Origin of the sequence: Microbacterium sp. NPDC089321 (assembly GCF_040684935.1) — a bacterium.
Lineage (GTDB): Bacteria > Actinomycetota > Actinomycetes > Actinomycetales > Microbacteriaceae > Microbacterium.
The window spans coordinates 915,230-939,236 of the sequence record NZ_JBFBGX010000001.1 but is presented as its reverse complement, the minus strand read 5'-3'; the positions used below and the strand labels follow the sequence as shown (position 1 = coordinate 939,236).

Sequence of the window (24,007 nt, the reverse complement as noted above, 5' to 3'; positions counted from 1 at the left end):
CTCCTTTTCTGGGGGATCCGGCTTCGGTCCTGTGCCGCGTCAGCCCTTGACGGCGCCCTGCGTGACGCCTTCCATCACCCAGCGCTGGGTGAACAGATAGGCGACGATAGCGGGGGCCATCGCCATGAGGTACGAGGCGAAGGCGACGTTGTAGTTGTTGCTGAACTGGTTCTGGAAGAGGTTCTGCCGAACGGGAAGCGTCTGCAGGTTGGGATCGGAGATGATCAGCGACGGCATCATGAAGTCGTTCCATGCGTAGAGGAAGGCGAAGATGCCGACGGTGGCGCTCATCGGAGCGAGCAGGGGGAAGATCAGCTTCCAGAAGGTCTGCCAGGTCGTCGCGCCGTCGATGCGTGCGCTCTCCTCGAGCTCGAGCGGGATCGACCGCAGGAACGCGGTGAAGAGCAGCACGCTGAAGCTGAGCTGGAACATCGTGGCCAGGATGACCACGCCCAACGGGTTGTCGAGCCCGACGCGGCCCGTCAGCTGGATCTGCGGCAGCGCCACCACCGGGAACGGGATGAACATCGCCGCGAGGAGGTAGAAGAACGAGTACCGGAAGAACCGCCGGTCCCAGTTGCGCACGATGGCGTACGAGGCGAAAGCCGCGAGCACGATCGTCGCAACGACGGTGCCGGCGGTGACCAGCATCGAGATGCCCGCCCCGACCGGGAACCTGGTGAGGTTCCACGCCTGCACGAAGCCCTCGACGCTGAACGGCGCCGGCAGCGAGAATGCGTTGCCGTCGACGGCCTGACCGGTGGTCTTGAACGCCATCGAGATCGTGACGTACAGCGGCAGCAGCACCGTGACCGCGCACAGGATGAGGATGACGGTGCCCGACCAGTTGACGCGCTCCATGCGGATGCGGGGCCGGCGTCCACCGGGGGCGGGGGCTGTGGTGAGTGTCTGCGTCGACATCAGAGTGCGTTCCTTCCGCGCGTCAGCGAGAGCTGGAGGAGGGAGATGAGCACCGCGACGACGAAGAAGACCGTGGCGTTGGCCATCTGGTAGGCGTAGTCGCCTCCGTTGAAGCCGGCGATGATCGTCATCGCGACGCTGCGCGTCGAGGTGCCGGGACCGCCGTTGGTGAGGCCCACGATGATGTCGTAGGCGTTCAGGAAGCCCTTGAACCCGAGGATCACATTGATCACCACGTAGCCGGCGACCAGCGGGATGGTGATGCGGGTCAGCTGCTGCATCCTGGTGGCCCCGTCGATCGACGCGGCTTCGTAGACGTCGCCTGGCACCGAGAGCAGCCCGGCGATGTAGATGAGCATGGTGCCGGGGATGGCCTGCCACGCGGTGACGATGACGATCGCCACCCAGGCGAGGTCGGGATTCGCCAGCAGGCTCGTCTCGAGCCACGGGATGCCTGCGGCGGCGCCCGCCGCCGGGATCGAGTTCGAGAACAGGAAGTTGAAGACGTAGGCGATGATGATGCCCGAGATCACCATCGGGATCACGAAGATCGTCCGGAGCCCCGTCTTGAAGCGGATGCGGGAGGTGAGGCCGACCGCGAGCAGGAACGCCACGACGTTGACGACGAGGACCGTCGCGATCGAGAACCCGAAGGTGAACAGATAGCTCTGCAGGATCGCGGGGTCGCTGAACATCGCGATGTAGTTCGTGAACCCGTTGAAGCTCCAGTCGCCGATGCCGATCGAGTCGGTGAAGCTGAAGAAGATGCCGATCACGCCGGGAAGCGTGATGGCCAGCGTGAACAGCACGAGTGTGGGGACGAGGAAGAGGTAGTAGATCGGCTCGACCCTGCGGCTGCTGCGGCGCCGGGCGCCGTCGCCCTGCGTGACGATCGTCGATGTGCTGCTCATTCTGCCGACTCCTTCGTCTGGCTGGTGGGCGCGGGGGCGCGGAAGGCGATGCGCGCCCAGTCGGCGTCCATGGTGCGCAGGATGCCCGAGGGCTCGGCTCCGAGAACCATGGCCTGCGCGTAGTTGAAGACCGGAATCGTCTTGGGCACCAGCACCGACGGCCCCTGGTAGATGCGGCCCTCGTCGTAGTACGGGATCATGCCCGCGATGCGCGGGTCGTCTGGCGGAGTCGCGTTCTCGAGCGGGGTGAATCCCAGCTGCGAGGCGTTGTACTCCTCGATGCGCTCGGGCTCGTAGAGGTACTCGAGGAAGTCCTGCGCCGCCTCCTTGTGACGTGACTCCTCGGGGATCATCGCGGCGAGGTCCATGTTGACCCGCACGGCGAGGTCGTCGGGGTCGTCGGTCATCGGCAGCGGGAAGGTGCCGAGCTCGAGGTCGGGCGCGGTCTTGGCGATCTCGGTGAACGCCCATGGCCCCTGGAGGTACATGGCCGCCTCGCCCTTGGCGAAGGCGAGGTTGCCGTCGCCGTATCCGCGGCTCGGCGCGTCTTCGTTCGTGTAGTCGGCCGCGAGGGTGAGCATCCGCTCCATCGGCTCGGCGAAGTCTTTCTGGAACGAGACCTTCGAGTCGGGGCCGACCTCGGTGCCCTCCTGAGCGAGCGCGTCGAAGAAGTCGAGCACATCGACCGAGCCGCCCGCCGAGTAGTCGTACCAGCCCTGACCGACCGTCCAATCGTCTTTGAACGTGCCGTAGAACGGGGTGATTCCGGCGTCTTTCAGCTTGTCCCCCACCTGCAGCAGCTCATCCCACGTGCGCGGCACCTCGAGGCCCTGCTCGTCGAAGATCTGCTTGTTGTAGATGACCGAGGCGGCCATCACCGAGTAGGGCAGGGCGCTCACTCGTCCTTCGCACGACCCGTACTGCTCCATGAGGGGCTGCAGGTCGTCTCGCACGTTCTTCGCCGCATCGGTGTCGCTCAGGTCGGTGAGCGCACAGCGCTGCACGAACCGCGCGATCTCGTAGTTGTAGTTCGCGAGCATGACGTCGGGCGGATTGCCTCGCACGAAGCTCGCGGAGACGACGTCGACGCCAGAGGTGTCGATCTCGACCCGCACGGAGTCCTGAGAGGCGTTGTAGTCGGCGACGACGTTCGTCATGAACTCGATCGCCTCGCGTTTGCTGAACGTGAAGCGGATGGTCTCGCGGCCGTCGGCCGAGCAGCCGACCAGGGCGGAGCCGGCAAGGGCCAGCACCGCCGCGCCGGCCGCCACCCGCGCCGCATAGGGAGATTTCGAAGACACCGTCGTCCTTTCGATCATCAGATCCGGAGATTAAATCTAGTCAGTAGATTTACTCGCTTGCCGGTACTCTCTCAGAAGCGAGGGAAGAGGTCAAGAGCTGTGAGCGACATCTCCGCAGATCTCGGCACAGGCCGGGCGAGCGTAGGAGCGGTGCTCGACTACGCATGGACGGCCGGAGAGTTCACGGCCACGGATGCCATGGCATCCACCGCCCTCACCCGCTCCACCGCGATCGACGCGCTTGCGACGCTGGTCGATGCGGAGATCCTGCGCGAGCTGCCCAATGCCAGAGCGGCGGGCGCCTACCGCGCCGGGCGGCCTGCGCGGCGCTTCGCGCTCTCTGCCGACCTGGGTGTCGTCGCCGGGATCGACGCCGGCGACACGCATCTCGCCGTGACGATCGCCGATCCGCTCGAGACCACACTCGCCGAGCTGCGCAGCGATATCGATCCCGACGAGACACCGGCGGAGCGCCGGGCGATCATCCTCGATCGGCTGCAGCAGGCGCTGGCTGCTGCCGGCCGCACCCGCGACGACCTGCTCGCGATCTGCGTCGGCGTCGCTGCGCCCGTGAACCGCCACGGCGCCTCGCCGCCTCATCCGGAGGGGTTCTGGGAACGCACCAACCCCGGGCTCACCGATGCTCTTCGCGGCTGGGCGCCGGTCGTCGAGGTCAAGAACGACGCGGCGCTCGCGGCCGTCGCCGAGGGCGCGGTCGGCGCCGCTGCGGGCTGCAGCGACTACGTCGCCCTGCTCGCGGGCGAGCGGTTCGGCGGCGGGGTCGTCATCGACGGACACCTGCTGCACGGGGCCCACGGCGGTGTCGGCGAGGGTGTCGTCTTCGAGCACATCATCGGCGTCGGCGCGGCCTTCGGTCTCGTGCCCAGCCTGCATCATCAGCTGCTTGCCGCCGTCGAATCCGGCGAGGTCGACGCAGGCAGTCCCGTCGGCCGGCTGGTGGATGCCGATCGAATCGATCCGCGCGCGGTGCTGGAGCTCGCCTCGGCCGGTGACGCCGACGCCCTGCTGGTCACCGGCCAGCTCGGTGAGGTTCTGGCGCGCGTCGTCGGGGTGCTGGGCAGCATGTACGACCCGACCCACGTGATCATCTGCGGCGGCGTGGCCGAGAGCATCGAACCCGTGCTCGCCGCCGCTCGAGCCGTGCTGCCGGAGCAGCTGCACCTGCCCGCACCCGAGCTGCTCGCCTCCACCCTGGGTGCGGAGGTCGTCTCGCTCGGCGCCGTGGCCACAGCCCGGCGCGCAGCGCGCGAGCACGCCGTGCCCCTGCTGGCGGAGCAGCGGCTCTCGCGGGGCTGAGAGGTCAGAAAAGCACCGGAACGCGTCGCTTCCGGTGCTTTCTCGACCTCTCGGCCGCCGCGGCCCGGGCGGGGCGGGGCGGCCGGGCGGCGCGGGCGGGGCGGGCGGCTACGCTGGCGTGCAGGGCTCTGGGTCGCAGAGCCCGCTACGAGGGAACGAGGACCACGATGCAGGCACTGATGATCGGCAGCTGGGCTCTGCAGATCCTCGCGTTCGCCGGGGTCCTGTACGCGATCATCCGGTTCGCGATCGTCCATGCGCTCCGCCAGGCACGACACGAGGCGCGGATCGAGCAGCACGTGCCGAAGGCGGCGACCTGGCTCAAGGGCGAGGAACGCCGCCTGCTCGACGTCTCGAACTCCTCGCACGAGAAGGTCTGACTCGCGGCGCGCGCTGCAGCATCCGCCGAGAAGTCAAAAGGGCACCGGAACGCGTCGCTTCCGGTGCTTTTCTGACCTCTCGGCAGGTCAGTGCAGCGCGGCGTCGGCAGCCGTCGTGCGCCAGGCGTGGAACGGGACGGTCAGCCCGGCGCGAGTGGGTGCGCAGACCAGCGGACCGGCTTCGGCCCGCGCCTCGGCCGGGAACGGCACCACCCGCACCAGGCGCAGCTCGCCGCCGTCGACGGATGCCCGGATCGTGAGCGCATCGCCCGATCTGCTGACCCGCACGAGCACGCGGCGATCCAGCCACTCGGGCACCGGCGCGACCGACCAGTCGGATCGGCCGGCGGTGACCACGGCCCCGAGCTGAGGCTGCCCGTCGGCGTACTCCACCCCGGCCTTGACCCAGTGCTCGTCGTCGATGCGCACGAAGATCCCGGCCTGATCGAACTGCTGCGAGAACACTGCGGTGAACTCGACCTCGACCGCGGTGTCCTGCGCGAAGGGCGCGAGCAGCGCGTGCTCGGTGGCATGCACGAAACCGTACGAGGTGAGGCGCCAGGCGTCGCTGCCCTCTTCGGCCGTGACGACGAGGTCGTCCCCGTGCTCGACGGCCGCGACAGGCGGATGCGTCCAGCGCCCCTCGTGCCAGGCGATGCAGTCGGCGTTCATGCGAATCCCTTCCGTGCGCCGCAGGCGTCAGTCGACGAGCAGCGCGGGCTCCTCGAGGATCGACGCGACGTCGGCGATGAAGCGGCTCATGCCGTCGCCGTCGATCACGCGGTGGTCGAACGAGCCCGACACGGTCGTGACCCAGCGGGGACGCACCTCGCCGTCGACGACCCACGGCTTCTGGGCGATCGTGCCCATGGCGACGATGCCGGCCTCGCCGGGGTTGATGATCGGGGTGCCCGCATCCATGCCGAAGACGCCGATGTTCGTGATCGTGATGGTGCCGCCCTGCTGATCCGCGGGGGTCGTCTTGCCCTCGCGGGCCGTGAGGGTCAGGCGGTTCAGCGACCGCGCGAGGTCCTTCATGCTGAGGTCCTGCGCGTCCTTGATGTTCGGCACCAGCAGCCCGCGCGGCGTCGCGGCGGCGATGCCGAGGTTCACGTAGTGACGCACGACGATCTCGGCTCCCGAATCGGTGTCGACCCACGCGGCGTTGACCATCGGGGTGCGGCGGGCGGCCCAGATCACGGCGCGTGCCATGATCAGCAGCGGCGAGACGCGGATGTCAGCGTAGTCGGGCGACGCCTTCAGCCGCTTGACGAGCTCCATCGTGCGGGTCGCGTCGATCTCCTTCCACACCGTGACGTGCGGGGCCGAGTACGCGCTCTGCACCATCGCCGACGAGGTGGCCTTGCGCACGCCCTTGACCGGGATCGACTCGGAGCGGCCCTCGTCGGCCTTCGGCGCGACCGGCAGCTTCTCCTCGCGCACAGCGCCCCACTCGGGAGTCTGGATGTTGCGGAAGACGCTCGCCTGCTCGGCATGCTTCACGACGTCGTCGCGCGTGACCTCGCCGTCGGCACCGGTCGGAGTGACCTCGGTCAGCTCGACGTTCAGGTCGCGGGCGAGCTTGCGGATCGGCGGCTTCGCGATCACGCCGACCGACGAGCGCACAGGGCGTTCGGCCGGCTTGCGGCGGCGCGAGGTCGCCCCTCCCCCGGTGCCGTAGCCGACGAGCACCGAGCCGCCGCCCTCGTCGGTCGCGGGCGGTGCCGCGGGATCGGTCGGGTTCACCGCGATACCGGCATCCGCCGCGTCCGCCTCGGCGACGAAGGTGATGATCGGCGAGCCGACCTCCACCGTGACCCCCTCGGCGACGAGCAGCTCGCCGACCACCCCGGCGTGCGGCGAGGGCAGCTCGACCAGCGACTTCGCGGTCTCGATCTCGCAGATGACGTCGTTGATCGCCACGGTGTCGCCCGGCGCGACCTTCCATGCGACGAGCTCGGCTTCGGTGAGGCCCTCCCCGACGTCGGGAAGGGTGAAGGTCTGAGTGGTCATTGCGAGTCCTTTCGGCCGGAGCGGCGTTCGCAACTCAGGAAGGAGGTGCCGGAACGCCCGCTCTGGTGCATGGTGCGAGCAGATCGCGCGGATTCTTCCTGAATTGCGAACATGAAGAGTCAGTAGGCGAGGGAGCGGTCGACGGCTTCGAGGATGCGGTCGGCATCCGGCAGGTACGTGCCCTCGAGCTTGGCGGGCGGGAAGGGTGTGTCGAACCCCGAGACCCGAAGAACGGGCGCCTCGAGCGCGTAGAACGCGCGCTCCATGACGGTCGCGGCGATCTCGCTGCCGACGCTGGTGTGCCCAGGGGCCTCCTGCGCATAGACCATGCGCCCGGTGGAGCGCACCGAGTCGAGGATCGGACCGTAGTCGACGGGCGAGAGCGAGCGCACGTCGACGACCTCGCAGCTCGTGCCCTCGGCCTCGGCGAGCGCGGCCGCCTGCAGCAGGGTGGTGACCATCGCGCCGTGGCCGACGAGCGTCACGTCGGTGCCGCGACGGACGATGCGCGAGGCGTGCAGCGGCAGGGCGGATGCCTCGAGCTCGACCTCGCCCTTCTGCCAGTAGCGGCTCTTCGGCTCGAGGAAGATCACGGGATCGTTCGAGCGGATCGCCTCCTGGATCATCCAGTACGCGTCGTTCGGGGTCGACGGCGAGACGACCCGCAGGCCCGGCGTGTGCGTGAAGTACGCCTCGGGGCTCTCCTGGTGGTGCTCGACGGCTCCGATGTGCCCGCCGTAGGGGATGCGGATGACGACCGGCATCGACAGCGCGCCCTCGTGGCGGTTGGTCAGCTTCGCGAGCTGCGAGGTGATCTGGTCGAACGCCGGGAAGACGAAGCCGTCGAACTGGATCTCGATGACCGGACGGAATCCGGCCATGGCGAGTCCGATCGCGGTGCCCACGATGCCGGATTCGGCGAGCGGGGTGTCGAGCACGCGGCGGTCGCCGAAGTCGCGCTGCAGGTGCTCGGTGATGCGGAACACGCCGCCGAGGCGACCGATGTCCTCGCCCATCAGCAGCACGCGGGGGTCGTCTTCCATCGCCTTGCGGAGTCCGGCGTTCAGCGCCTTCGACATGGGCATCGTCTCGATGGTCATCAGCGCGTCCCTCCGTCGAACGAGGCCTCGTAGTCGTTGAGCCACGCCTTCTGCTCGGCCATCAGCGGATGCGGATCGCTGTACACGTGGTCGAAGATCAGCGAGCGCTCGGGCGAGGTGAGGGTGATGGCTCGGCTGCGCAGGTCTTCTGCTGCGTCGGCGGCCTCGGCATCCGTCTCGTCGAAGAGGGATGCCGGAGCACCGCGTCCTTCGAGGAATGCCCGCATGCGGGCGATCGGGTCGCGCTGCGCCCACCGCTGCTCCTCGTCGGAGCCGCGGTACTTGGTCGGGTCGTCGCTGGTCGTGTGGGCGCCCATCCGGTAGGTGACCGCCTCGACCGCACGCGGGCCGAGTCCGCTGCGCGTCTCGTCGAGCAGCGTGCGCGAGACGGCGTAGCTGGCGAGCACGTCGTTGCCGTCGACGCGCACCGACGGGATGCCGTACCCAGCGCCACGGCTCACGAGAGGCACCTTCGACTGAGTCTCGACGGGAACCGAGATCGCCCAGTGGTTGTTCTGCAGGAAGAACAGCACGGGGGCGGCGTAGCTCGCGGCGAAGACCATGGCCTCGTGCACGTCTCCCTGGCTGGAGGCTCCGTCGCCGTAGTAGACGACGACGGCTTCGTCGCGCTCGGGGTCGCCGGTGCCCGTGCGGCCGTCGAAGGCGAGGCCCATCGCGTAGCCGGCGGCGTGCAGGGTCTGTGAGCCGAGCACGAGCGTGTAGATGCGGGTGTTGCCGTTCTGGGGGTCGGTGGGGTTCCAGCCGCCGTGCGAGGTGCCGCGCATGACCTTGAGGATGTCGACCGGGTCGACGCCCCGGATGCGGGTGACGGCGTGTTCGCGGTACGACGGGAACAGCGTGTCGTGGGCGCGGGCGGCGCGGGCGGATCCGACCTGCGCGGCCTCCTGTCCGCGGCTCGGCGGCCACAGGGCGAGCTGGCCCTGGCGCTGCAGGTTGGTGGCCTGGGTGTCGATCGCGCGGATGACGACCATGTCTCGGTAGAACTGCTCGAGTTCGGCGTCGGTCAGCGCGTCGATGAGGGGCAGGTAGCGCTCGGCGTCAGCCGATGGTGCGTAGCTGCCGTCGTCGGCGAGGACGCGAACGAGAGGGGCTTCGATCGGGGTCACCTGACCCACGCTACCCACGCCGGCATGCCAGGTCACGCATACCTAGGGGCCCCTACTAAGTGCCCGGAACCTGGACTTTTCGCGTCAGAGGGGCGGTCAGAGCAGGGACTTCGCGACGGCGAGCACCCGTTCGATCGACTGCTCCTCGCCCACCGAGATGCGGATGCCGTCGCCGGGGAACGGGCGCACGATCAGGTCGGCGGCGTCGAACGCGGCTGCCGCCTCGGAGGTGTGCTCCTTGGTGCGCAGCCAGACGAAGTTGCCCTGGGCGTCGGGCACCTTCCAGCCGAGTTCGCGCAGGCCCGCGGCCAGGCGGTCGCGACGCTCGACGATCACGGCGACGCGCTCGAGCAGTTCGCTCTCGGCGTCGAGGCTGGCGATCGCGGCGCGTTCGGCGGCCGAGGTCACCGACAGCGGGATCGCGGTCGTGCGGGCGGCGTCGAGCACGCGCGGGTCGCCGATCGCGTAGCCGACGCGCAGCCCGGCGAGCCCGTAGGCCTTCGAGAAGGTGCGCAGCACGACGACGTTCGGGTGCTTCTCGAACACGCGCTCGGCGAGGCCGTCGACGGCGTCGGGGGCGGTGACGAACTCGGCGTACGCCTCGTCGAGCACGATCAGCACATCCTGCGGCACCTTCTCGACGAACGCGGCGAACTCGGCGCTCGTGACGATGGGACCGGTGGGGTTGTTCGGCGTGCAGACGATGACCACGCGGGTGCGGTCGGTGATGGCATCCGCCATCGCGTCGAGGTCGTGACGGGCGCCGGATGCCAGCGGGACCTGCACCGCGGTCGCCCCGGCGACCAGCGGAAGGCTCGGGTACGCCTCGAACGAGCGCCATGCGAAGACGACCTCGTCGCCGATCGACGAGGTCGCGAGCACGAGCTGATGAAGGATCGCGACGCTGCCGGATGCGACGTGCACGGCGTCGGCGGAGACGCCGTACTTCTCGCCCAGCCGGGCGCGGAGGGCGGCGGCGGAGGCATCCGGATAGCGGTTGACCGGAGTGGTGTGCTGCAGCGCCTCGACGACCGAGGGAAGCGGGTCGAACGGGTTCTCGTTGCTCGAGAGCTTGAACGCGTCCGGCCCTGCCTGCTTGCCCTGTCGGTACGGCGGCAGGGCGGCGATCTCGGGGCGGATGCGGGGCAGGATCGGCTCAGTCACGGCATCAGTCTATGAGCCGCTCGGTCATCCCCGTCCTGGCGCCGTCCTCGAGACCGAACGGGCCGGGCACGCGGCGTCGCGGGACCGACCGTCACGTGACAGGATCAGCAGATGCGATTCCTCATCCGTGTCGTCATCAACGCCTTCGCCATCTGGGTCGTCACGCTCATCCCGCTGCTCGGGATCGGCATCCGCCCGTTCGAACCGGGCGGCGACCTGCAGATCGCCCTGACCTTCCTCGCGGTCGGAGCGGTGTTCGCACTGGTGAACTCCATCATCGGCACGGTGATCCGGATCGTCGCCTTCCCGCTGTACATCCTGACTCTCGGGCTGATCTCGTTCATCGTGAACGGGCTGCTGCTGTGGATCACGGCGTGGATCACCAGCGCGTTCAGCTGGGGTCTGACGGTCGAGTCGTTCTGGTGGGGTGTCGTCGCCGCCTTCCTCATCTCGATCATCAACGCGATCTTCGGCGCCGTGCTGCGACCGCAGGAGAAGAAGAAGCGCCGCTGACGCGCACGGGGCTGCCGACTCACGGCCGGGTCGCCCGGTACTCGGTGCGCTCGACCGAGACGATGTCGGCCGCCTCGGCCTCGAGGCGCTCTCGCAGCGCCACGACGCGGGCGTCGCCCGACTCGTCGGCGAGGTCGAGGGTCTGGTCATAGGCGTCGCGGAGGTGGGACTGCACCGATGTCGCATCCCTGTGCGTGGAGTACTCGCGCGAGATGGTGACGCTCTCGGCGGATCCGGTGGCGGCGGCCGGCCCGCCTCCGCTGAGACCGGCTCCGACCGGATCGTCGGTGTGGAACGCGCGGATCAGCGTCTGATCCTCGTCGAGAACGGGCACCGTCGGGCTGCCGACGATCATCACCCGCGAGGTCTCGTAGACGCCGCTCATGGCGACCGCTCCGGCGATGGCCGCGCCCTGCGAGTATCCGACCACGTCGACGCGCGCTCCCGGCTCGGCGCCCGCCAGCGTCAGCGCCTCGAGCGTCGCCGCGTATGCCGCGCTCTGCTCACCGGCCGCGTACAGGTCCCAGTTCGATCCCATGTCCCACGGATCGTCGCCGGCGAATGTGAGGCTGCGTGTGCCGTCGATATAGGCGACGAAAGAGACCGAACCGTCGCCGTGCGTGCGCTTCTCGACCGCGACCTGCGCCTCACCGCCGGGCAGGCGCTGCACCAGCTGCGTGAGCGTCGTCGCCGATCCGCCGACGCTCGACCGCGACACCTGCGCCACCGCGACAGGCGGGGGCCCGCCCGTGAGCCGCTTTCCGGGGAGGACCGAGCCGGCCGCCTCCGTCGCGTCTCCCAGCATCCGGGTGAGCACGTGCATGGGCACGAGAGCCGACAGCCTCATCGTGCCCAGCGCGAAGGTGTCGAGCCACCGATCGAGCATGCCCTCCTGCGACCGCCTCTCCCACGCCGTCGTGATCGAGGCCGCCATCGCGTCGAGTCCGGGATACGACGCGATGAGCTCGTCGATGCGGTCCTGCAGCCGCTCGGCTGCGGCGGGATGCTCGATCGAGAGCATCTGCTGTCGCGACCGCAGGTCGGCGAGCTCGAAGGCATCCGCCATGATGCCGGTGCCCACGGCATCCGACGCGAGCGCATCTGCGTGGTCACTGAGCGCCTCGGCTGCGCCCCACAGGGCGGACAGGTCGACGTGCACAGACCCGCTCCCGCCCGACGACAGGGTCTGGTGCGCGCGCCGCACGTTCTCGCCGGCGTCAGCGAGCCGCGCGGCAGCAGCCGACATGCGGTCGGCGACGGCGCGCATCTGCTCGGGGTCGACCGAGATCGCCCCGCCGCTCGTGATCTCGAGCTCACCGCTCATGAGATCGCTGCCTGGCAGGCGCTGCGCTGGGACTCGATCGCGACGCAGTGCTCGGTGACCGCCGCCACGCGCTCGAGCAGCGAGGCGCGCAGGACCTCGACCGCCTGCGACCGCCAATGGGAGTCGGCGATCAGCCGCCACAGTTCGATCTGCACCTGCGTGAGAGTGTCGATCGCGTCGTCGAGTCGGCGCACGCCGTCTATCAGTGCGGCGACCTGTTCGGCTGACGGCGATGCGGGGTGAAGGGCGGTGAGCATGCCACCAGGATGCGGGCGACCGGACATCCGCCCTCACCCCGTTCCCACGCGATGTGCACAACTCGATGCACGACGCGATTGGGGACGGAAGTCGATGCGGGCAGAATGGTGAGATGACCGACCCGGATCCCTTCCGCGTCATCTTCGTCTGCACGGGCAACATCTGCCGCTCTCCGATGGCCGAAGTGGTGCTGCGTGCGCTCTCAGAACAGCGCGGGCTCGGCTCGCGCGTCGTCTCGAGAAGCGCCGGAACCGGCGACTGGCACGTCGGCGAGCGCGCCGACGAGCGCACCCTCGACGCGCTCAACCGGCGCGGCCTCGACGGATCGCTGCACCGCGCCAAGCAGTTCAGCGCGGCGTCGTTCGCCGAGAACGACCTGATCATCGCGCTCGACCGCACCCACGAGCGCATCCTGCGCGCTTGGGCCCGCACGGAGGACGACGAGGGCAAGGTCATCCTGCTGCGCGCCTACGACCCGACTGCGTCGAGCATGGACGTGCCCGATCCCTACTACGCAGGGCCCACGATGTTCGATTCGGTGCTCGGTATGATTGAGACCGCCACCCGCGGCCTCTTCGCACAGCTCGAACCGGCTGTGCGGGCATCCCATCGCCGTCCCGCGTGACGCGGGACCCTGAGCAGGAGGACCTGCCCTGACTTCTCTGCCCTCGCTCCCGACCCAGCCGCTCAGCCCCCTCGACGGCCGCTACCAGGCCGCCGTCTCAGGCCTCGCCGACTACCTCTCGGAGGCAGGGCTCAACCGCGCCCGCGTCGAGGTCGAGGTCGAGTGGCTGATCGCCCTCACCGACCGTTCGCTGTTCGAGACGTCGCCGCTGGCGGATGCCGACAAGCAGCGTCTGCGTGCGCTGTACCGCGACTTCGGTCAGGCCGAGATCGACTGGCTCGCCGAGAAGGAAGCCGTCACGCAGCACGATGTGAAGGCCATCGAGTACCTGGTGCGCGACCGGCTCCAGCCCCTGGGGCTGGATGCCATCGCCGAGCTCACGCACTTCGCCTGCACGAGCGAGGACATCAACTCGGCTTCGTACGCCCTCACGGTGAAGCGCGCGGTCGAAGAGGTGTGGCTGCCGGCCCTCGACGTCGTGATCGCCAAGCTGCGCGAGCTCGCGGTCGAGCACGCCGATGCGGCGATGCTGTCGCGCACGCACGGGCAGCCGGCGACGCCGTCGACCATGGGCAAGGAGCTCGCCGTCTTCGCGTGGCGTCTCGAGCGCGTGCGAGGGCAGATCGCGGCATCCGACTACCTGGCGAAGTTCTCGGGCGCGACCGGCACCTGGTCGGCGCACCTGTCGGCCGACCCCGACGCCGACTGGCCGACGATCGCCCGCGAGTACATCGAGGGCATGGGCCTCGGCTTCAACATCCTCACCACCCAGATCGAGTCGCACGACTGGCAGGTCGAGCTGTACGACCGCGTGCGTCACGCCGGCGGCATCCTGCACAACCTCGCGACCGACATCTGGACGTACATCTCGCTGGGCTACTTCGCGCAGATCCCCGTCGCCGGCGCGACCGGATCGTCGACGATGCCGCACAAGATCAACCCGATCCGGTTCGAGAACGCCGAGGCGAACCTCGAGCTCTCGGGCGCGCTGCTCAACTCGCTGTCGCAGACTCTCGTCACCTCGCGCCTGCAGCGCGACCTGACCGACTCGACGACGCAGCGCAACATCGGCGTCGCGTTCGGGCACTCGCTGCTCGCCCTCGACAACCTGCGCCGCGGCCTGAACGCGATCTCGCTGCGCCGCGATGTGCTGCTCGACGACCTCGACCAGAACTGGGAGGTGCTGGCCGAGGCGATCCAGACCGTGATCCGCGCCGAGGTCGTCGCCGGCCGCTCGACGATCAGCGACCCCTACGCGCTGCTGAAGGAGCTCACCCGCGGACACCGCGTCGGCGGTGCGGAGCTGGCGGAGTTCGTCGAGAAGCTCGAGATCGGGGATGCCGCGAAGCAGCGTCTTCTCGCGCTGACCCCCGCCACGTACACCGGCATCGCCGAGCGCCTCGCACGCTGACCCGGCGCGCGCTGCCCGAACGCGCGCTGCCCGAGATCACCACTTCACGTCGAGTGCACCATCTGCCGGCGACGGCAGGTGGTGCGCTCGGCGGTATGCGGTGACCTCGCCGCCCCGCGAGGTCGGACCCGGGGCTGGCTCAGCGGCCCGAAGTGGCGGATGCTTGAGGGCACACGCCTGAGAGGAGCAGCGTCATGAGACGGATCGTCGCACCCGCCCTGCTGGTCGGCGCGCTCCTGCTCTCCGGATGCTCGGGCCCCGGCAACCCGACGCCCGCGATGACCCCGCCGGCCGACACGGCGCAGGGCGAGCCGATCACGCTCGCGAGCGGGCTGAAGGCGCCGTGGTCGGTGGTGCGGCTCGACGGCGGCGGTGCGCTGATCTCGCAGCGCGACGGCGGCGAGGTGCTGGAGCTGACGGCATCGGGCCAGCTGCGCGAAGCGGGCGTCGTGCCCGGCGTCGTCTCCGGAGGCGAGTCGGGGCTGCACGGCCTCGCGGTGCTCGACGACGGCGACGCACGCTGGCTGTACGCGTACCACGGCGCCGAGGAGGACAACCGGGTGGTGCGGATGCCCCTGACCGGCGACCCCGGTTCCCTGGCCCTCGACGTCTCGGCTCTCGAGGTCGTGATCGAGGGGATCCCGCGCGCATCGAACCACGACGGCGGTCGAATCGCCTTCGGCCCCGACGGCATGCTGTACATCGCCACGGGCGACGCCGGCCAGCGCGACCGCGCCCGCGACCGGGACTTCCTCGGCGGGAAGATCCTGCGGGTGACCGAGACCGGCGACCCCGCGCCCGGCAATCCGTTCGGCACCGCCGTCTACAGCCTCGGCCACCGCAACGTGCAGGGCCTCGCGTGGACGGCCGACGGCACGCTGTGGGCGAGCGAGTTCGGCCAGAACACGTGGGACGAGCTGAACCGCATCGAGGCGGGTGGCGACTTCGGCTGGCCCGACCACGAGGGGTTCGCGCGGGTCGACGACGCGATCGACCCTGTCGCGGTGTGGGCGCCCGATGAGGCGAGTCCCAGCGGCATCGCCGTGATCGACGACGTCGTGCTCGTCGCCGGCCTGCGCGGAGAGCGGCTCTGGGTATACGACACGAAGACGCCGAGCGTCGAGCCGTGGGCGGTCTACACCGGCGAGTTCGGCCGGCTGCGCGACGTCATCCCTGGCCCCGACGACACTTTCTGGGTGCTGACGAACAACACCGACGGACGCGGATCACCCGGCGCCGACGATGACCGGCTGCTGCAGCTGACGCTGCCGGAGGGCTAGAAGCCAGGCCTGTCAGGATGCGGGCGCGCGGTCGCCACCGGCATCCCGCCCGTCACCGGCGTTGCGGCCGTCGGCGTTCGACGCACCCGGCTGCGACGGCGCCTGAGGCTCGTCATGGTCGAACAGCACCGGCCGGTCGATGGTCTTGGTGACATCGGCGGGATCGACCGCGAGCATGAGCATCGCGAGGCCCAGCAGCGTGACGATGAACGAGGCGCCTCCGATGACGAGACCGAGACCGAGCGGGGTCAGGCCCTCGTAGGTGCCCTTCGCGATCGAGAGGTTGACGCGCTGGGTGAAGGCGCCGGTCGAGACGAGGGTCACGATGGTCGCGAAGATGCCGGCGGCGAGGGCGATGCCCACGAGGTGCAGCGGGCGCAGGATCTCTTTGCGCGTCGGCTTGTGGTCGGTCATGCCTCTCCTCCGTGGTCGGCCAGGCGGTCGGCCCCGGCAGTCGTCTCGCCGTTCGCCTCAGCGCCCTTCGGGGCGGGCGCAAGGCCCGCGATGCCGAGGAACACCGCGACGATGGCCGCATAGCCGCCGAACAGTCCGACGCCGATGATGATGCCGGTGAGCGAGAAGGCGCGTCCCTCGACGGCGTAGTTCTGCACGAACCCGACGGGGATCACGAGCAGCAGCAGCGCCAGCAGCAGGCCGAGCGCTCCGATGGTGATCGCGTCGCGCGAGCCCTCCTGGCCGCGCGTGCGGATGCCCCAGATCAGCTCGACGAGACCGGTGAGAGCCGCCCATGCGATGACGAGCACGAAGAACAGCGCGTCGGTGCGCCAGGCGGGGATGCTCGCGGCCATGCCGAACACGAGGGTGATCGCGCCCATCAGCACCGCGGGCCAGCGCTGGCCCGCCCGGTGCACGACGATCGAGGCCACGATCAGCACGAGCGAGGTCACGATCGCGAAACCGCCGAACACCGACAGGCCGACAGCCGCGGAGTGGTCGGGCGAGAAGGTGATCATGAGCGCGGCGACGGCCGCCATGAGGGCGCGCGCCAGCTGCACCGAGCGCACGGTGAAGGGTCGCCCCGTTGACGGGCGCGCGGTGCGCGAGGCGGAAGCGGCGGGCATGACAGTCCTCAGATAGGTGACCCGTCCAGTCTACCCGCGCCGCCTCTGCGAAGCCCCGGCGGCGTCTGGGCCGCCCGTGCCTCCGACATCCGTTCCGCACGGCCTCTGCGAAGACGGAGAATCTACTGTGCCCTCTCGTGTTCGCTGGATGCGCCTGCGCTCGCAGGAGCTCGCCCTCATCGCCATCACCGCCGTCTGGGGCAGCACCTTCCTGCTCGTTCACGTGGCGATGCAGCACTCCGGCCCGTGGTTCTTCGTCGGCCTGCGGTTCGTCGTGGCCGGCGCGATCAGCATCCTGATCTTCCGTCGGTCGCTGCGGGGCATGACCTGGGCCGACATCGGTGCCGGTGCCGCGATCGGGGCGATGATCTACGGCGGCTACGGACTGCAGACCCTCGGACTGCAGACGATCGACTCGAGCACGTCGGCGTTCCTCACCGCGCTCTACGTGCCGATGGTGCCGTTCGCGCAGTGGCTGTTCTTCCGCAGGCGTCCACCCGCGCTGGCCTTTCTCGGAGCGGGGCTCGCGTTCGCGGGTCTGCTGCTCATCGCCGGCCCCGCGGCGCTCACCTTCTCTCTGGGCGTCGGCGAGACCGCGACGCTCATCAGCACGCTGCCGATCGTGGGCGAGATCATCCTGATCAGCCTCTTCGCTAACCGCATCGACCTCGGCCGCATCACCGTCGTGCAGCTGGTGACCGCCGGTCTGCTGGGCTTCGCGACGATGCCGTTCACGGGCGAGACGGTGCCCGAGTTCTCGTGGGTGTGGGTCGCGGCCGGCGTCGGGCTGGGAGCGGCGAGCTGCCTGATCCAGCTGACGATGAACTGGGCCCAGAAGTCGGTCTCGCCGACCAGGGCGACGATCATCTACGCCGGCGAGCCGGTGTGGGCCGCGGCCATCGGACGCATCGCGGGTGAGCGTCTTCCGGCCGCGGCCCTGCTGGGCGGGATGCTGGTGGTGCTGGGCATCGTCGCCAGCGAGCTGCGGATCGTCAGGCGCTCGCGAGCGCGCGCCGGTGACTGATGCGGTGCCCGACCCAGAAGCCGATCGCGATCAGACCGGCGAGGCCCAGACCCAGCATCCAGGGGAGCATCGACGGCGCCGCCTTCGCGGTCGCCGATGCGAGCTGAACCGAGCCGGCGGCCAGCTTGCCGTTGCCGTCGCTGAGCTTCGACGCGCCACCCGACAGCTCGCCACCCCCTGCGGCGAGCTTCGCGGTGCCCTCGTCGACGGCGGTCGCGCCGTCTGAGAGCGCGCCGATTCCGGTGCTGAGCTCGGATGCCCCGGTGCTGAGCTTCGACGTGCCCGCGGCGAGCTCACCGGCGCCCGTCTCGAGCGTGGTCGCGCCCGCGCTGAGCGTCTGCGCGCCCGTGCTCAGGCGTCCGGCACCCGACGACAGCTCCATGAGCCCCGCGGTGAGGTCGGCGGCCCCGGCGGCGAGCTTGGCGGTTCCGTCGCGCAGGTCGCCCGACCCGGATGCCAGGGTGCTGAGCCCACCGGAGAGGGTGGCCGCACCGGCGGAGAGCCGGGCGTTGCCTGCGTGGAGGTCGGCCGCCCCTGCTGCCAGGTCGCCTGCACCGGCCGACAGCGTCGTCGCGCCGTCCGAGAGAGCCATCGAGCCGTTGTGCACCTCGGTGGCGCCGGCTGCCAGCGTGCCCGCGCCGGCCGACAGGTCGCCGGCGCCCGCCGAGACAGCACCCGCACCCGCCGACAGCGTTCCCGCGCCCGCGGAGAGGCTGCCCGCGCCGGTGGACACGCTGTCTGCACCCGCCGACACCTTCGCGACACCTGCCGCCAGAGCCTCGGCTCCGGTGGACAGATCCGCCGCACCGACCTTCAGCCCGCCCGTTCCCGGCCAGCCGAGCTTCGCGTCGCCCTGAACGAGGGTGGTCGCGCCCCCGGCGACGGCGTGAGCGCCGGCCGATGCGGCCATCAGACCCTCGGCGAGCGACGGCGCAGCCGCAGTCGGTGCCGCCATGCCCTGAACCTGCTGCTTCAGAGCGATCGACACCTGCACGAGGTTCGCCAGCTCGGTGTTGGAGGGATCGGCCGCCGCGAGCTTCGCCAGGTCGTCTGCGAGCTTCTGCGCCGTGCTGGGAGCGGCGGTGGCGAGTCCGGTGAGCTGACTCTTGGTCGCGGGGTCGGCGAGCATGCGCACCTGATCGGTGACGCCGCCCGAGAGCTTGGCGTCGAGATCGGCAGCGCCGGCGAGCAGCTTCGACGAGATGTCGTGAGCCGCAGCCACACCGGCCGAGAGGCCGGCCGCGCCGGCCGAGATCCTCGCAGCGCCCGCACTGGCCTCGCCCGCCCCGGTCGCGAGCGCCGACGCACCGGACGAGAGCGAGGTGGCGCCGGTCGCGAGGTCGGACGCTCCTGTCGCGAGGGTCGATGCGCCGGTCGCGAGCGAGGTCGCCCCCGTCGAGAGCCTCGCGGCCCCTCCGGCCACCTGCGCCGAGCCGTCTTCCAGGGCGCCGGCTCCGCCGGCGACCTTCCGTGCTCCGTCCGCGAGGGCCGCGGCACCGCCCGAGACGAGCTTCGAGCCCGCCGCTGCGGCCTGCGCACCCACGGCGAGCTGGTCGGCGCCGCCGGATGCCTTGGCCGCCCCGTCGGCGAGCTTGCGGGCTCCGGCGCTGGCGGATCCTGCGCCTCCCGTCACCTTGAGCGAGCCGGCGTACGCCTTCGAGGCGCCGCCGTCGAGCTTCGCCGCCCCATCGGCAGCCGTCGACGCGCCGGCGCTGAGCGTGGTCGCTCCCTCGGCGAGCTTCAGTGCGCCCGCGGCCGCGCTCGTGGCGCCGTCGCTGAGCCTGCTCGCGCCGTCACGGGCATCCGTCGCCCCCTCGGCGAGAGCGGAGGTGCCATCGGCGAGCTCGCCCGCACCGTCGGCGAGCGACGTCGCACCGGTGGCGAGCTGCGTCGAGCCGTCGTGCGCGGCCGACGATCCGTCGGCGAGCTCGGCGGCGCCGGCGGCGATGCGCCCGGTCGTCGCGAAGTAGAGGAAGACCATCGCGGCCAGCATGATGCTGAGCACGACGACGAAGATGCGCATGCCGATTCCGTGCGCGTGAGGGGTACCACTCGTCATTGAGCACTCCAGGGTCGGGGGGCGTCGTCGCCCGGAGCGAGCGTAGGGACGAACCGGCACAGCGGGTGGGACTTGGGCCGCCGAAACCAAGTTCCGGAAGACATGACACTCGGTTTCTGTACGTTGTCGACAAAATGCTTGTCGCCACGGCTGGGTGAAGATGGAGGGGTCCGAATCGAGCAAGGGAGCCTCCGATGACCCGCGCCGCCACCGCAGCGACCACCGCCGTCCGCGAGATGCGCGACTTCCTCTTCGCGAACGGAGTCGATTACGACCGAGCCGTCGCCGGGTTCTCGTGGCCGCAGGTCGACTCGTTCAACTTCGCCCTCGAGTGGTTCGACGTCGTCGCCGCCGACAGGCCCGACCGGCCGGCCGTGCAGATCGTGTCGGCCGATCTGTCGGTGCGCACCTGGACGTACGGCGAGCTCTCGGCCCGGTCGGATCAGGTCGCCTGCTGGCTCAGCGACCTCGGCATCCGGCGAGGCGACCACCTGATCGTGATGCTGAACAACACGATCGAGCTGTGGGAGATCATGCTCGCGATCACCAAGATCGGCGCCGTCGCGATCCCCACCTCGACCCTGCTCTCGGCCTCCGACCTCGCGTATCGCATCGCCCACGGCCGCGCCCGCGGCGTGGTCGCGCTGGGCGGGCTGGCCGAGCGGGTGGCGGATGCCGCGGACTCGGCCGCCGCGGACCTCGTGCGCATCGCCGTCGGCCAGGCGCCCGCCGGCTGGCACGACTTCGCTGCCTCGCACCGCGCGAGCAGCGCATTCGAGCCCGATGGTCCCACCCCGGCATCCGACACCGCCCTGCTCTACTTCACCAGCGGCACCACCAGCCGGCCGAAGCTCGTGCAGCACACCCACGTCTCGTACCCGGTCGGTCACCTCTCGACCATGTGGTGGCTGGGCGTGCGGCCCGACGACGTGCACCTGAACATCTCGTCGCCCGGCTGGGCGAAGCACGCCTGGTCGAGCTTCTACTCGCCGTTCCTCGCAGAGGCGACCGTCTTCGTCTACAACTACGAGCGCTTCGATGCGAACACCCTGATGCAGGTGATGGACACGCATCGCGTGTCGACCTTCTGCGCGCCGCCGACGGTGTGGCGGATGCTGATCCAGGCCGACCTCGACCGGCTGAGCCACCCGCCGCGCGAGCTCGTGGGTGCGGGTGAGCCGCTGAACCCCGAGGTCATCAGCCGCGTGCGCGACGCCTGGGGCTCGACCATCCGCGACGGCTTCGGCCAGACCGAGATGACCGCCTGCATCGGCAACTCCCCCGGCCAGCTGGTGAAGGACGGCTCGATGGGCCGGCCGCTGCCCGGATATCCCGTGGTGCTGCTCGACCCGGTCACCGGGCGGCCGACCGATCGCGAGGGGGAGATCGCGCTCGACCTCGCCGAGCAGCCACTGGGCCTGATGGCCGGGTACTACGACGACCCCGAGAAGACGGCCGAGTCGCGCGCAGGCGGCTACCACCACACCGGCGACATCGCCGTGCGCGACCACGACGGCTACCTCACCTACATCGGCCGCGCCGACGATGTCTTCAAGGCGTCGGACTACAAGATCTCGCCGTTCGAGCTCGAGTCCGTGCTGCTCGAGCACGACCTCGTCGTCGAGGCCGCGGTCGTGCCGAGCCCCGACGAGACGCGGCTCGCCGTGCCGAAGGCGTACGTCTGCCTGCACGGTGACGCCGGCACCGGGGCTGACGCCGAGCATGACGCCGCGGCCCAGATCTTCGCATTCGCGCGCGAGCGCCTGTCATCGCACCTGTGGGTGCGCATCATCGAGTTCGTGCCCGAGCTGCCGAAGACCATCTCGGGCAAGATCCGCCGGGTCGAGCTGCGCGCGCGTGAGGCCGAGCGCGTGGCATCCGGAGATGTCGCCGGGCAGCAGTTCGACCGCGACCACCGGTAGCGATCGTCCGACCCGACTCGTGGGTCAGGAGGCGACGCGGACGGTCTCGGTGATCGCCCGTGCGGGGATGCTGCGCGCCGGGGTGCGAGGCGCGCCGGCGCGCGGCGACGCGTCTGCCGGCGGTGCCACCGGCACCTGCGCTGCGGCCTTCGCCGGCACCTGCGCCGGCACGGTGGTGCGGGTCAGGGCGACGCCGCGGAACAGCCGCCGGAGCACGGCGCCGACGACGAACGCCGCGACGAGAGCGCCCGCGGCGACGAAGAACGGGGTCCAGAGCATGGCGAACGACGCGCACAGGCTGAGCAGCGCGCCCACGATCCACACGCCGGCACCGCCGCCCGCGAGACCCGCCGCGCCCCGCGCGAGCGCGAAGGTCGTGATGAGCGCGCACACGACGGCGATCACCGCCCCGGCGATGCCGATCGGCACCAGGAACGACGCCAGCGTGTTGGTCACTGCGAGAGTGGACATTCTCGACCCCCCGGTCATCCGCACACCGCCCCCCGGCGTGCTTCTGGCATCAAGGTTACGCGGGGAGATCCGATCCGTGCGTCAGTCCACGGAACGATTCAGCATCATCCTGAGGGATGACGCGTGAACGGCGCATTACGAGGCCCGCGCTGCCCCGCGAGGTCAGCGCGGGCGCCGCGGGAGGCGCGGCAGCCGCAGGGCGCTGAGACGCGGAGCGACCACGGGGACCGGGGCCGTGAACACCGCATCCACCATGCGCGACCCCTCGGCGGGGCCGATGACGGCGATCGGCGTCGTCAGGGTCGCCTCGACCGGCTCCACAGGCATGCGAGCGAAGCCACGGTGCGCCGCGATGTACGCCGGCACGAGGATCGCGACGGCGCCGACCCAGGCGAGCGGATTGCTCATCGCGACCCCCGCGAAGTCGAGCATCGCGCCGAGAACGATCGCCGCGACCACGCGGGCGATCAGCTCGATCACCCCCGTCACCGTCGGCACGAGCACCTTGCCGACTCCCTGCAGCACACCGCGCAGCACGAACAGCACCCCGAGCACCCAGTACGTCACACCGTTGATGATCAGCATCTGGTGCGCGAGATCGACCACGTCATCCGAGCCGTCGCCGACGAACAGCCGCACGACCGCCTGACCGAAGGCGATCATGATCACGCCCAGCACGGCGGAGGTGATCACGGCCATCCACAGCGCCTGGATCGTGCCGCGCCGGATGCGGTCGGGTCGACGGGCGCCGAGGTTCTGCGCCGCGTACATCGATGCGGCAAGGCCCAGCGACGCGAGGAAGGCCACGGCGAGACTGTCGACGCGCGACGCCGCGGTGTATGCGGCCACGGCCTCGGCCCCGAGCATGTTCAGCGCCACCTGCACGACGAGTGCGCCGATCGCGATGATCGACGCCTGGAAGCCCATCGGCAGACCCAGCCGCAGGTGCTCGGCGACCTCGGCGCGGCTGATCCTCCAGTCGGCGCGGTGCACGTGCAGCACGGGCAGCCGGCGCCACAGGTAGCCCAGGCACAGCAGCACGGAGATGGCCTGCGCGATGACCGTCGCCCACGCCGCGCCGGCCACGCCCCAGCCCAGCGGGCCGACCATGAGGATCACGAGGCCGACATTGAGCCCGCAGGAGATCACGAGGAACACCAGGGGCGTCGTCGAGTCGCCGATCGAGCGGATGATCGCCGCGAGGTAGTTGAAGAACATGATCGTGCTGCCGCCGATGAAGGTCACCTGCGTGAAGACGGTGGCCTCGGCGAGCAGCTCCGGAGGGGTCTGCAGCAGCTCGAGGCACGGCTGCGCGATGAGCGGGCCGAGCACCGTGAGGATCACGCTGGTGGCGGCGGTCAGCAGGGTGCCGGTGGCGACCGAGCGGCTCACGCCACGGGCATCCCCCGCGCCGAACGCCTGCGCGGTCGGGATCGCGAACCCGCTCGCGAGACCCCACGCGAAGCCGATGATGAGGAAGATGAGGCTGCCGGTCGCGCCGACAGCGGCGAGCGAGTCGACGCCGAGCCAGCGGCCCACGACGATCGTGTCGACGAACTGGTACAGCTGCTGCACGACGTTGCCGATGAGCAGGGGCACGGAGAACAGCAGGATGACGCGCCAGGGGCGGCCCGTGATGAGGGTGGTGGCCATGATGATCCGGAGAGAGGCTGAGGGGGATGAGCCGAGAGTGCCGGCAAAAAGACGGCGGCACCGTGGATCGTCACGGCGCCGCTCCCCACATACTATCGAAACGATTCGACGAGGTCGAGGAGGAGTCGCCTATTTCTTTCGCCTCCTCGGC

23 protein-coding genes are annotated in these 24,007 nt (G+C 70.1%); 8 read left to right on the top strand and 15 right to left on the bottom strand.

What is annotated here, in order from left to right; translation table 11 throughout:
- Positions 1–39 precede the first annotated feature (39 nt).
- From AB0N59_RS04395 to AB0N59_RS04385, 3 genes are read right to left on the bottom strand one after another with little or no spacing between them, the layout of a single operon-like run.
- A complete protein-coding gene (locus AB0N59_RS04395; protein WP_363479262.1) occupies positions 40–921 on the bottom strand; it encodes a carbohydrate ABC transporter permease in 882 nt (293 codons plus the stop codon).
- Positions 921–1,832: a sugar ABC transporter permease gene (locus AB0N59_RS04390; protein WP_363479259.1), complete on the bottom strand. Its 912-nt coding sequence runs from the start codon at positions 1,830–1,832 to the stop codon at positions 921–923. Before AB0N59_RS04390 ends, AB0N59_RS04395 begins: the two co-directional genes overlap by 1 nt.
- Entirely contained in the window at positions 1,829–3,133 is a 1,305-nt protein-coding gene (locus tag AB0N59_RS04385; RefSeq protein WP_363479256.1) for an extracellular solute-binding protein, read from the bottom strand. Before AB0N59_RS04385 ends, AB0N59_RS04390 begins: the two co-directional genes overlap by 4 nt.
- Before the next feature lie 99 nt (positions 3,134–3,232).
- On the opposite strand from AB0N59_RS04385, the gene AB0N59_RS04380 reads away from it, so the two are divergent.
- Together AB0N59_RS04380 and AB0N59_RS04375 are read left to right on the top strand one after the other, a co-directional pair.
- Positions 3,233–4,450 (top strand): ROK family protein, encoded by a 1,218-nt coding sequence (locus tag AB0N59_RS04380; protein ID WP_363479253.1) that lies wholly within the window; start codon positions 3,233–3,235, stop codon positions 4,448–4,450.
- A 167-nt stretch (positions 4,451–4,617) separates the two neighbouring features.
- Positions 4,618–4,830 (top strand): hypothetical protein, encoded by a 213-nt coding sequence (locus tag AB0N59_RS04375; protein WP_363479250.1) that lies wholly within the window; start codon positions 4,618–4,620, stop codon positions 4,828–4,830.
- A gap of 87 nt (positions 4,831–4,917) precedes the next feature.
- Here the strand turns inward: AB0N59_RS04375 and AB0N59_RS04370 are convergent, their stop codons facing one another.
- The 5 genes from AB0N59_RS04370 to AB0N59_RS04350 all read right to left on the bottom strand — a co-directional run bounded on the left by AB0N59_RS04370 (position 4,918) and on the right by AB0N59_RS04350 (position 10,234).
- The gene (locus tag AB0N59_RS04370) at positions 4,918–5,502 is read right to left on the bottom strand and encodes a DUF1349 domain-containing protein (protein WP_363479247.1); all 585 of its coding nucleotides are present in this window, start codon (positions 5,500–5,502) and stop codon (positions 4,918–4,920) included.
- A gap of 27 nt (positions 5,503–5,529) precedes the next feature.
- Positions 5,530–6,843: a dihydrolipoamide acetyltransferase family protein gene (locus AB0N59_RS04365; protein WP_363479245.1), complete on the bottom strand. Its 1,314-nt coding sequence runs from the start codon at positions 6,841–6,843 to the stop codon at positions 5,530–5,532.
- A 119-nt stretch (positions 6,844–6,962) separates the two neighbouring features.
- Complete coding sequence (locus AB0N59_RS04360) at positions 6,963–7,943, bottom strand: alpha-ketoacid dehydrogenase subunit beta (RefSeq protein WP_363479242.1); 981 nt, start codon at positions 7,941–7,943, stop codon at positions 6,963–6,965.
- On the bottom strand, positions 7,943–9,070 hold the full coding sequence (locus AB0N59_RS04355) for a thiamine pyrophosphate-dependent enzyme (protein ID WP_363479239.1): 1,128 nt from the start codon (positions 9,068–9,070) through the stop codon (positions 7,943–7,945). The genes AB0N59_RS04360 and AB0N59_RS04355 overlap by 1 nt, the downstream gene beginning before the upstream one ends.
- 96 nt (positions 9,071–9,166) lie before the next feature.
- Positions 9,167–10,234 carry a histidinol-phosphate transaminase gene (locus tag AB0N59_RS04350; RefSeq protein WP_363479236.1) on the bottom strand — a complete coding sequence of 356 codons (1,068 nt, stop codon included), beginning with the start codon at positions 10,232–10,234 and terminating at the stop codon, positions 9,167–9,169.
- 111 nt (positions 10,235–10,345) lie between these two features.
- Between AB0N59_RS04350 and AB0N59_RS04345 the strand changes: the two genes are divergently transcribed.
- Complete coding sequence (locus AB0N59_RS04345) at positions 10,346–10,747, top strand: phage holin family protein (protein ID WP_363479233.1); 402 nt, start codon at positions 10,346–10,348, stop codon at positions 10,745–10,747.
- Between the two features lie 19 nt (positions 10,748–10,766).
- Here AB0N59_RS04345 and AB0N59_RS04340 read toward each other — a convergent pair whose 3' ends face one another.
- Entirely contained in the window at positions 10,767–12,071 is a 1,305-nt protein-coding gene (locus AB0N59_RS04340; RefSeq protein ID WP_363479230.1) for a hypothetical protein, read from the bottom strand.
- Positions 12,068–12,328 carry a hypothetical protein gene (locus AB0N59_RS04335; protein ID WP_363479227.1) on the bottom strand — a complete coding sequence of 87 codons (261 nt, stop codon included), beginning with the start codon at positions 12,326–12,328 and terminating at the stop codon, positions 12,068–12,070. Before AB0N59_RS04335 ends, AB0N59_RS04340 begins: the two co-directional genes overlap by 4 nt.
- A 113-nt stretch (positions 12,329–12,441) precedes the next feature.
- On the opposite strand from AB0N59_RS04335, the gene AB0N59_RS04330 reads away from it, so the two are divergent.
- From AB0N59_RS04330 to AB0N59_RS04320, 3 genes are all read left to right on the top strand, one after another.
- Positions 12,442–12,954, top strand: a complete 513-nt coding sequence (locus AB0N59_RS04330; protein ID WP_363479224.1) for a low molecular weight protein-tyrosine-phosphatase — start codon at positions 12,442–12,444, stop codon at positions 12,952–12,954.
- Positions 12,955–12,991: 37 nt separating this feature from the next.
- A complete protein-coding gene (gene purB, locus AB0N59_RS04325; protein WP_363481195.1) occupies positions 12,992–14,365 on the top strand; it encodes an adenylosuccinate lyase in 1,374 nt (457 codons plus the stop codon).
- A 194-nt stretch (positions 14,366–14,559) separates the two neighbouring features.
- Positions 14,560–15,645, top strand: coding sequence for a PQQ-dependent sugar dehydrogenase (locus AB0N59_RS04320; RefSeq protein ID WP_363479221.1), 1,086 nt, complete (start codon positions 14,560–14,562; stop codon positions 15,643–15,645).
- A 12-nt stretch (positions 15,646–15,657) separates the two neighbouring features.
- On the opposite strand, the gene AB0N59_RS04315 is transcribed toward AB0N59_RS04320, so the two are convergent.
- Positions 15,658–16,059, bottom strand: coding sequence for a hypothetical protein (locus AB0N59_RS04315; protein WP_363479218.1), 402 nt, complete (start codon positions 16,057–16,059; stop codon positions 15,658–15,660).
- Complete coding sequence (locus AB0N59_RS04310) at positions 16,056–16,727, bottom strand: acyl-CoA synthetase (protein WP_363479215.1); 672 nt, start codon at positions 16,725–16,727, stop codon at positions 16,056–16,058. The genes AB0N59_RS04315 and AB0N59_RS04310 overlap by 4 nt, the downstream gene beginning before the upstream one ends.
- A gap of 127 nt (positions 16,728–16,854) precedes the next feature.
- Between AB0N59_RS04310 and AB0N59_RS04305 the strand changes: the two genes are divergently transcribed.
- Positions 16,855–17,751, top strand: coding sequence for a DMT family transporter (locus tag AB0N59_RS04305; RefSeq protein WP_363479212.1), 897 nt, complete (start codon positions 16,855–16,857; stop codon positions 17,749–17,751).
- Here the strand turns inward: AB0N59_RS04305 and AB0N59_RS04300 are convergent.
- On the bottom strand, positions 17,720–19,774 hold the full coding sequence (locus AB0N59_RS04300; RefSeq protein WP_363479209.1) for a hypothetical protein: 2,055 nt from the start codon (positions 19,772–19,774) through the stop codon (positions 17,720–17,722). The genes AB0N59_RS04305 and AB0N59_RS04300 overlap by 32 nt on opposite strands.
- 230 nt (positions 19,775–20,004) lie before the next feature.
- Between AB0N59_RS04300 and AB0N59_RS04295 the strand changes: the two genes are divergently transcribed.
- Positions 20,005–21,732 carry an AMP-binding protein gene (locus AB0N59_RS04295; protein WP_363479206.1) on the top strand — a complete coding sequence of 576 codons (1,728 nt, stop codon included), beginning with the start codon at positions 20,005–20,007 and terminating at the stop codon, positions 21,730–21,732.
- A 24-nt stretch (positions 21,733–21,756) separates the two neighbouring features.
- Here AB0N59_RS04295 and AB0N59_RS04290 read toward each other — a convergent pair whose 3' ends face one another.
- Positions 21,757–22,188, bottom strand: a complete 432-nt coding sequence (locus AB0N59_RS04290) for a hypothetical protein (RefSeq protein ID WP_363479203.1) — start codon at positions 22,186–22,188, stop codon at positions 21,757–21,759.
- A gap of 177 nt (positions 22,189–22,365) precedes the next feature.
- Entirely contained in the window at positions 22,366–23,856 is a 1,491-nt protein-coding gene (locus AB0N59_RS04285; protein ID WP_363479200.1) for an MATE family efflux transporter, read from the bottom strand.
- Positions 23,857–24,007 lie beyond the last annotated feature (151 nt).

Coding starts and splice junctions, on each gene's coding strand:
- AB0N59_RS04300 (WP_363479209.1), bottom strand. CDS start 19,774: ATGCGCATCTTCGTCGTCGTGCTCAGCATCATGCTGGCCGCGATGGTC.
- AB0N59_RS04335 (WP_363479227.1), bottom strand. CDS start 12,328: ATGCTCACCGCCCTTCACCCCGCATCGCCGTCAGCCGAACAGGTCGCC.
- AB0N59_RS04310 (WP_363479215.1), bottom strand. CDS start 16,727: ATGCCCGCCGCTTCCGCCTCGCGCACCGCGCGCCCGTCAACGGGGCGA.
- AB0N59_RS04375 (WP_363479250.1), top strand. CDS start 4,618: ATGCAGGCACTGATGATCGGCAGCTGGGCTCTGCAGATCCTCGCGTTC.
- AB0N59_RS04395 (WP_363479262.1), bottom strand. CDS start 921: ATGTCGACGCAGACACTCACCACAGCCCCCGCCCCCGGTGGACGCCGG.
- AB0N59_RS04330 (WP_363479224.1), top strand. CDS start 12,442: ATGACCGACCCGGATCCCTTCCGCGTCATCTTCGTCTGCACGGGCAAC.
- AB0N59_RS04295 (WP_363479206.1), top strand. CDS start 20,005: ATGACCCGCGCCGCCACCGCAGCGACCACCGCCGTCCGCGAGATGCGC.
- AB0N59_RS04340 (WP_363479230.1), bottom strand. CDS start 12,071: ATGAGCGGTGAGCTCGAGATCACGAGCGGCGGGGCGATCTCGGTCGAC.
- AB0N59_RS04315 (WP_363479218.1), bottom strand. CDS start 16,059: ATGACCGACCACAAGCCGACGCGCAAAGAGATCCTGCGCCCGCTGCAC.
- AB0N59_RS04365 (WP_363479245.1), bottom strand. CDS start 6,843: ATGACCACTCAGACCTTCACCCTTCCCGACGTCGGGGAGGGCCTCACC.
- AB0N59_RS04285 (WP_363479200.1), bottom strand. CDS start 23,856: ATGGCCACCACCCTCATCACGGGCCGCCCCTGGCGCGTCATCCTGCTG.
- AB0N59_RS04370 (WP_363479247.1), bottom strand. CDS start 5,502: ATGAACGCCGACTGCATCGCCTGGCACGAGGGGCGCTGGACGCATCCG.
- AB0N59_RS04360 (WP_363479242.1), bottom strand. CDS start 7,943: ATGACCATCGAGACGATGCCCATGTCGAAGGCGCTGAACGCCGGACTC.
- AB0N59_RS04390 (WP_363479259.1), bottom strand. CDS start 1,832: ATGAGCAGCACATCGACGATCGTCACGCAGGGCGACGGCGCCCGGCGC.
- AB0N59_RS04320 (WP_363479221.1), top strand. CDS start 14,560: ATGAGACGGATCGTCGCACCCGCCCTGCTGGTCGGCGCGCTCCTGCTC.
- AB0N59_RS04345 (WP_363479233.1), top strand. CDS start 10,346: ATGCGATTCCTCATCCGTGTCGTCATCAACGCCTTCGCCATCTGGGTC.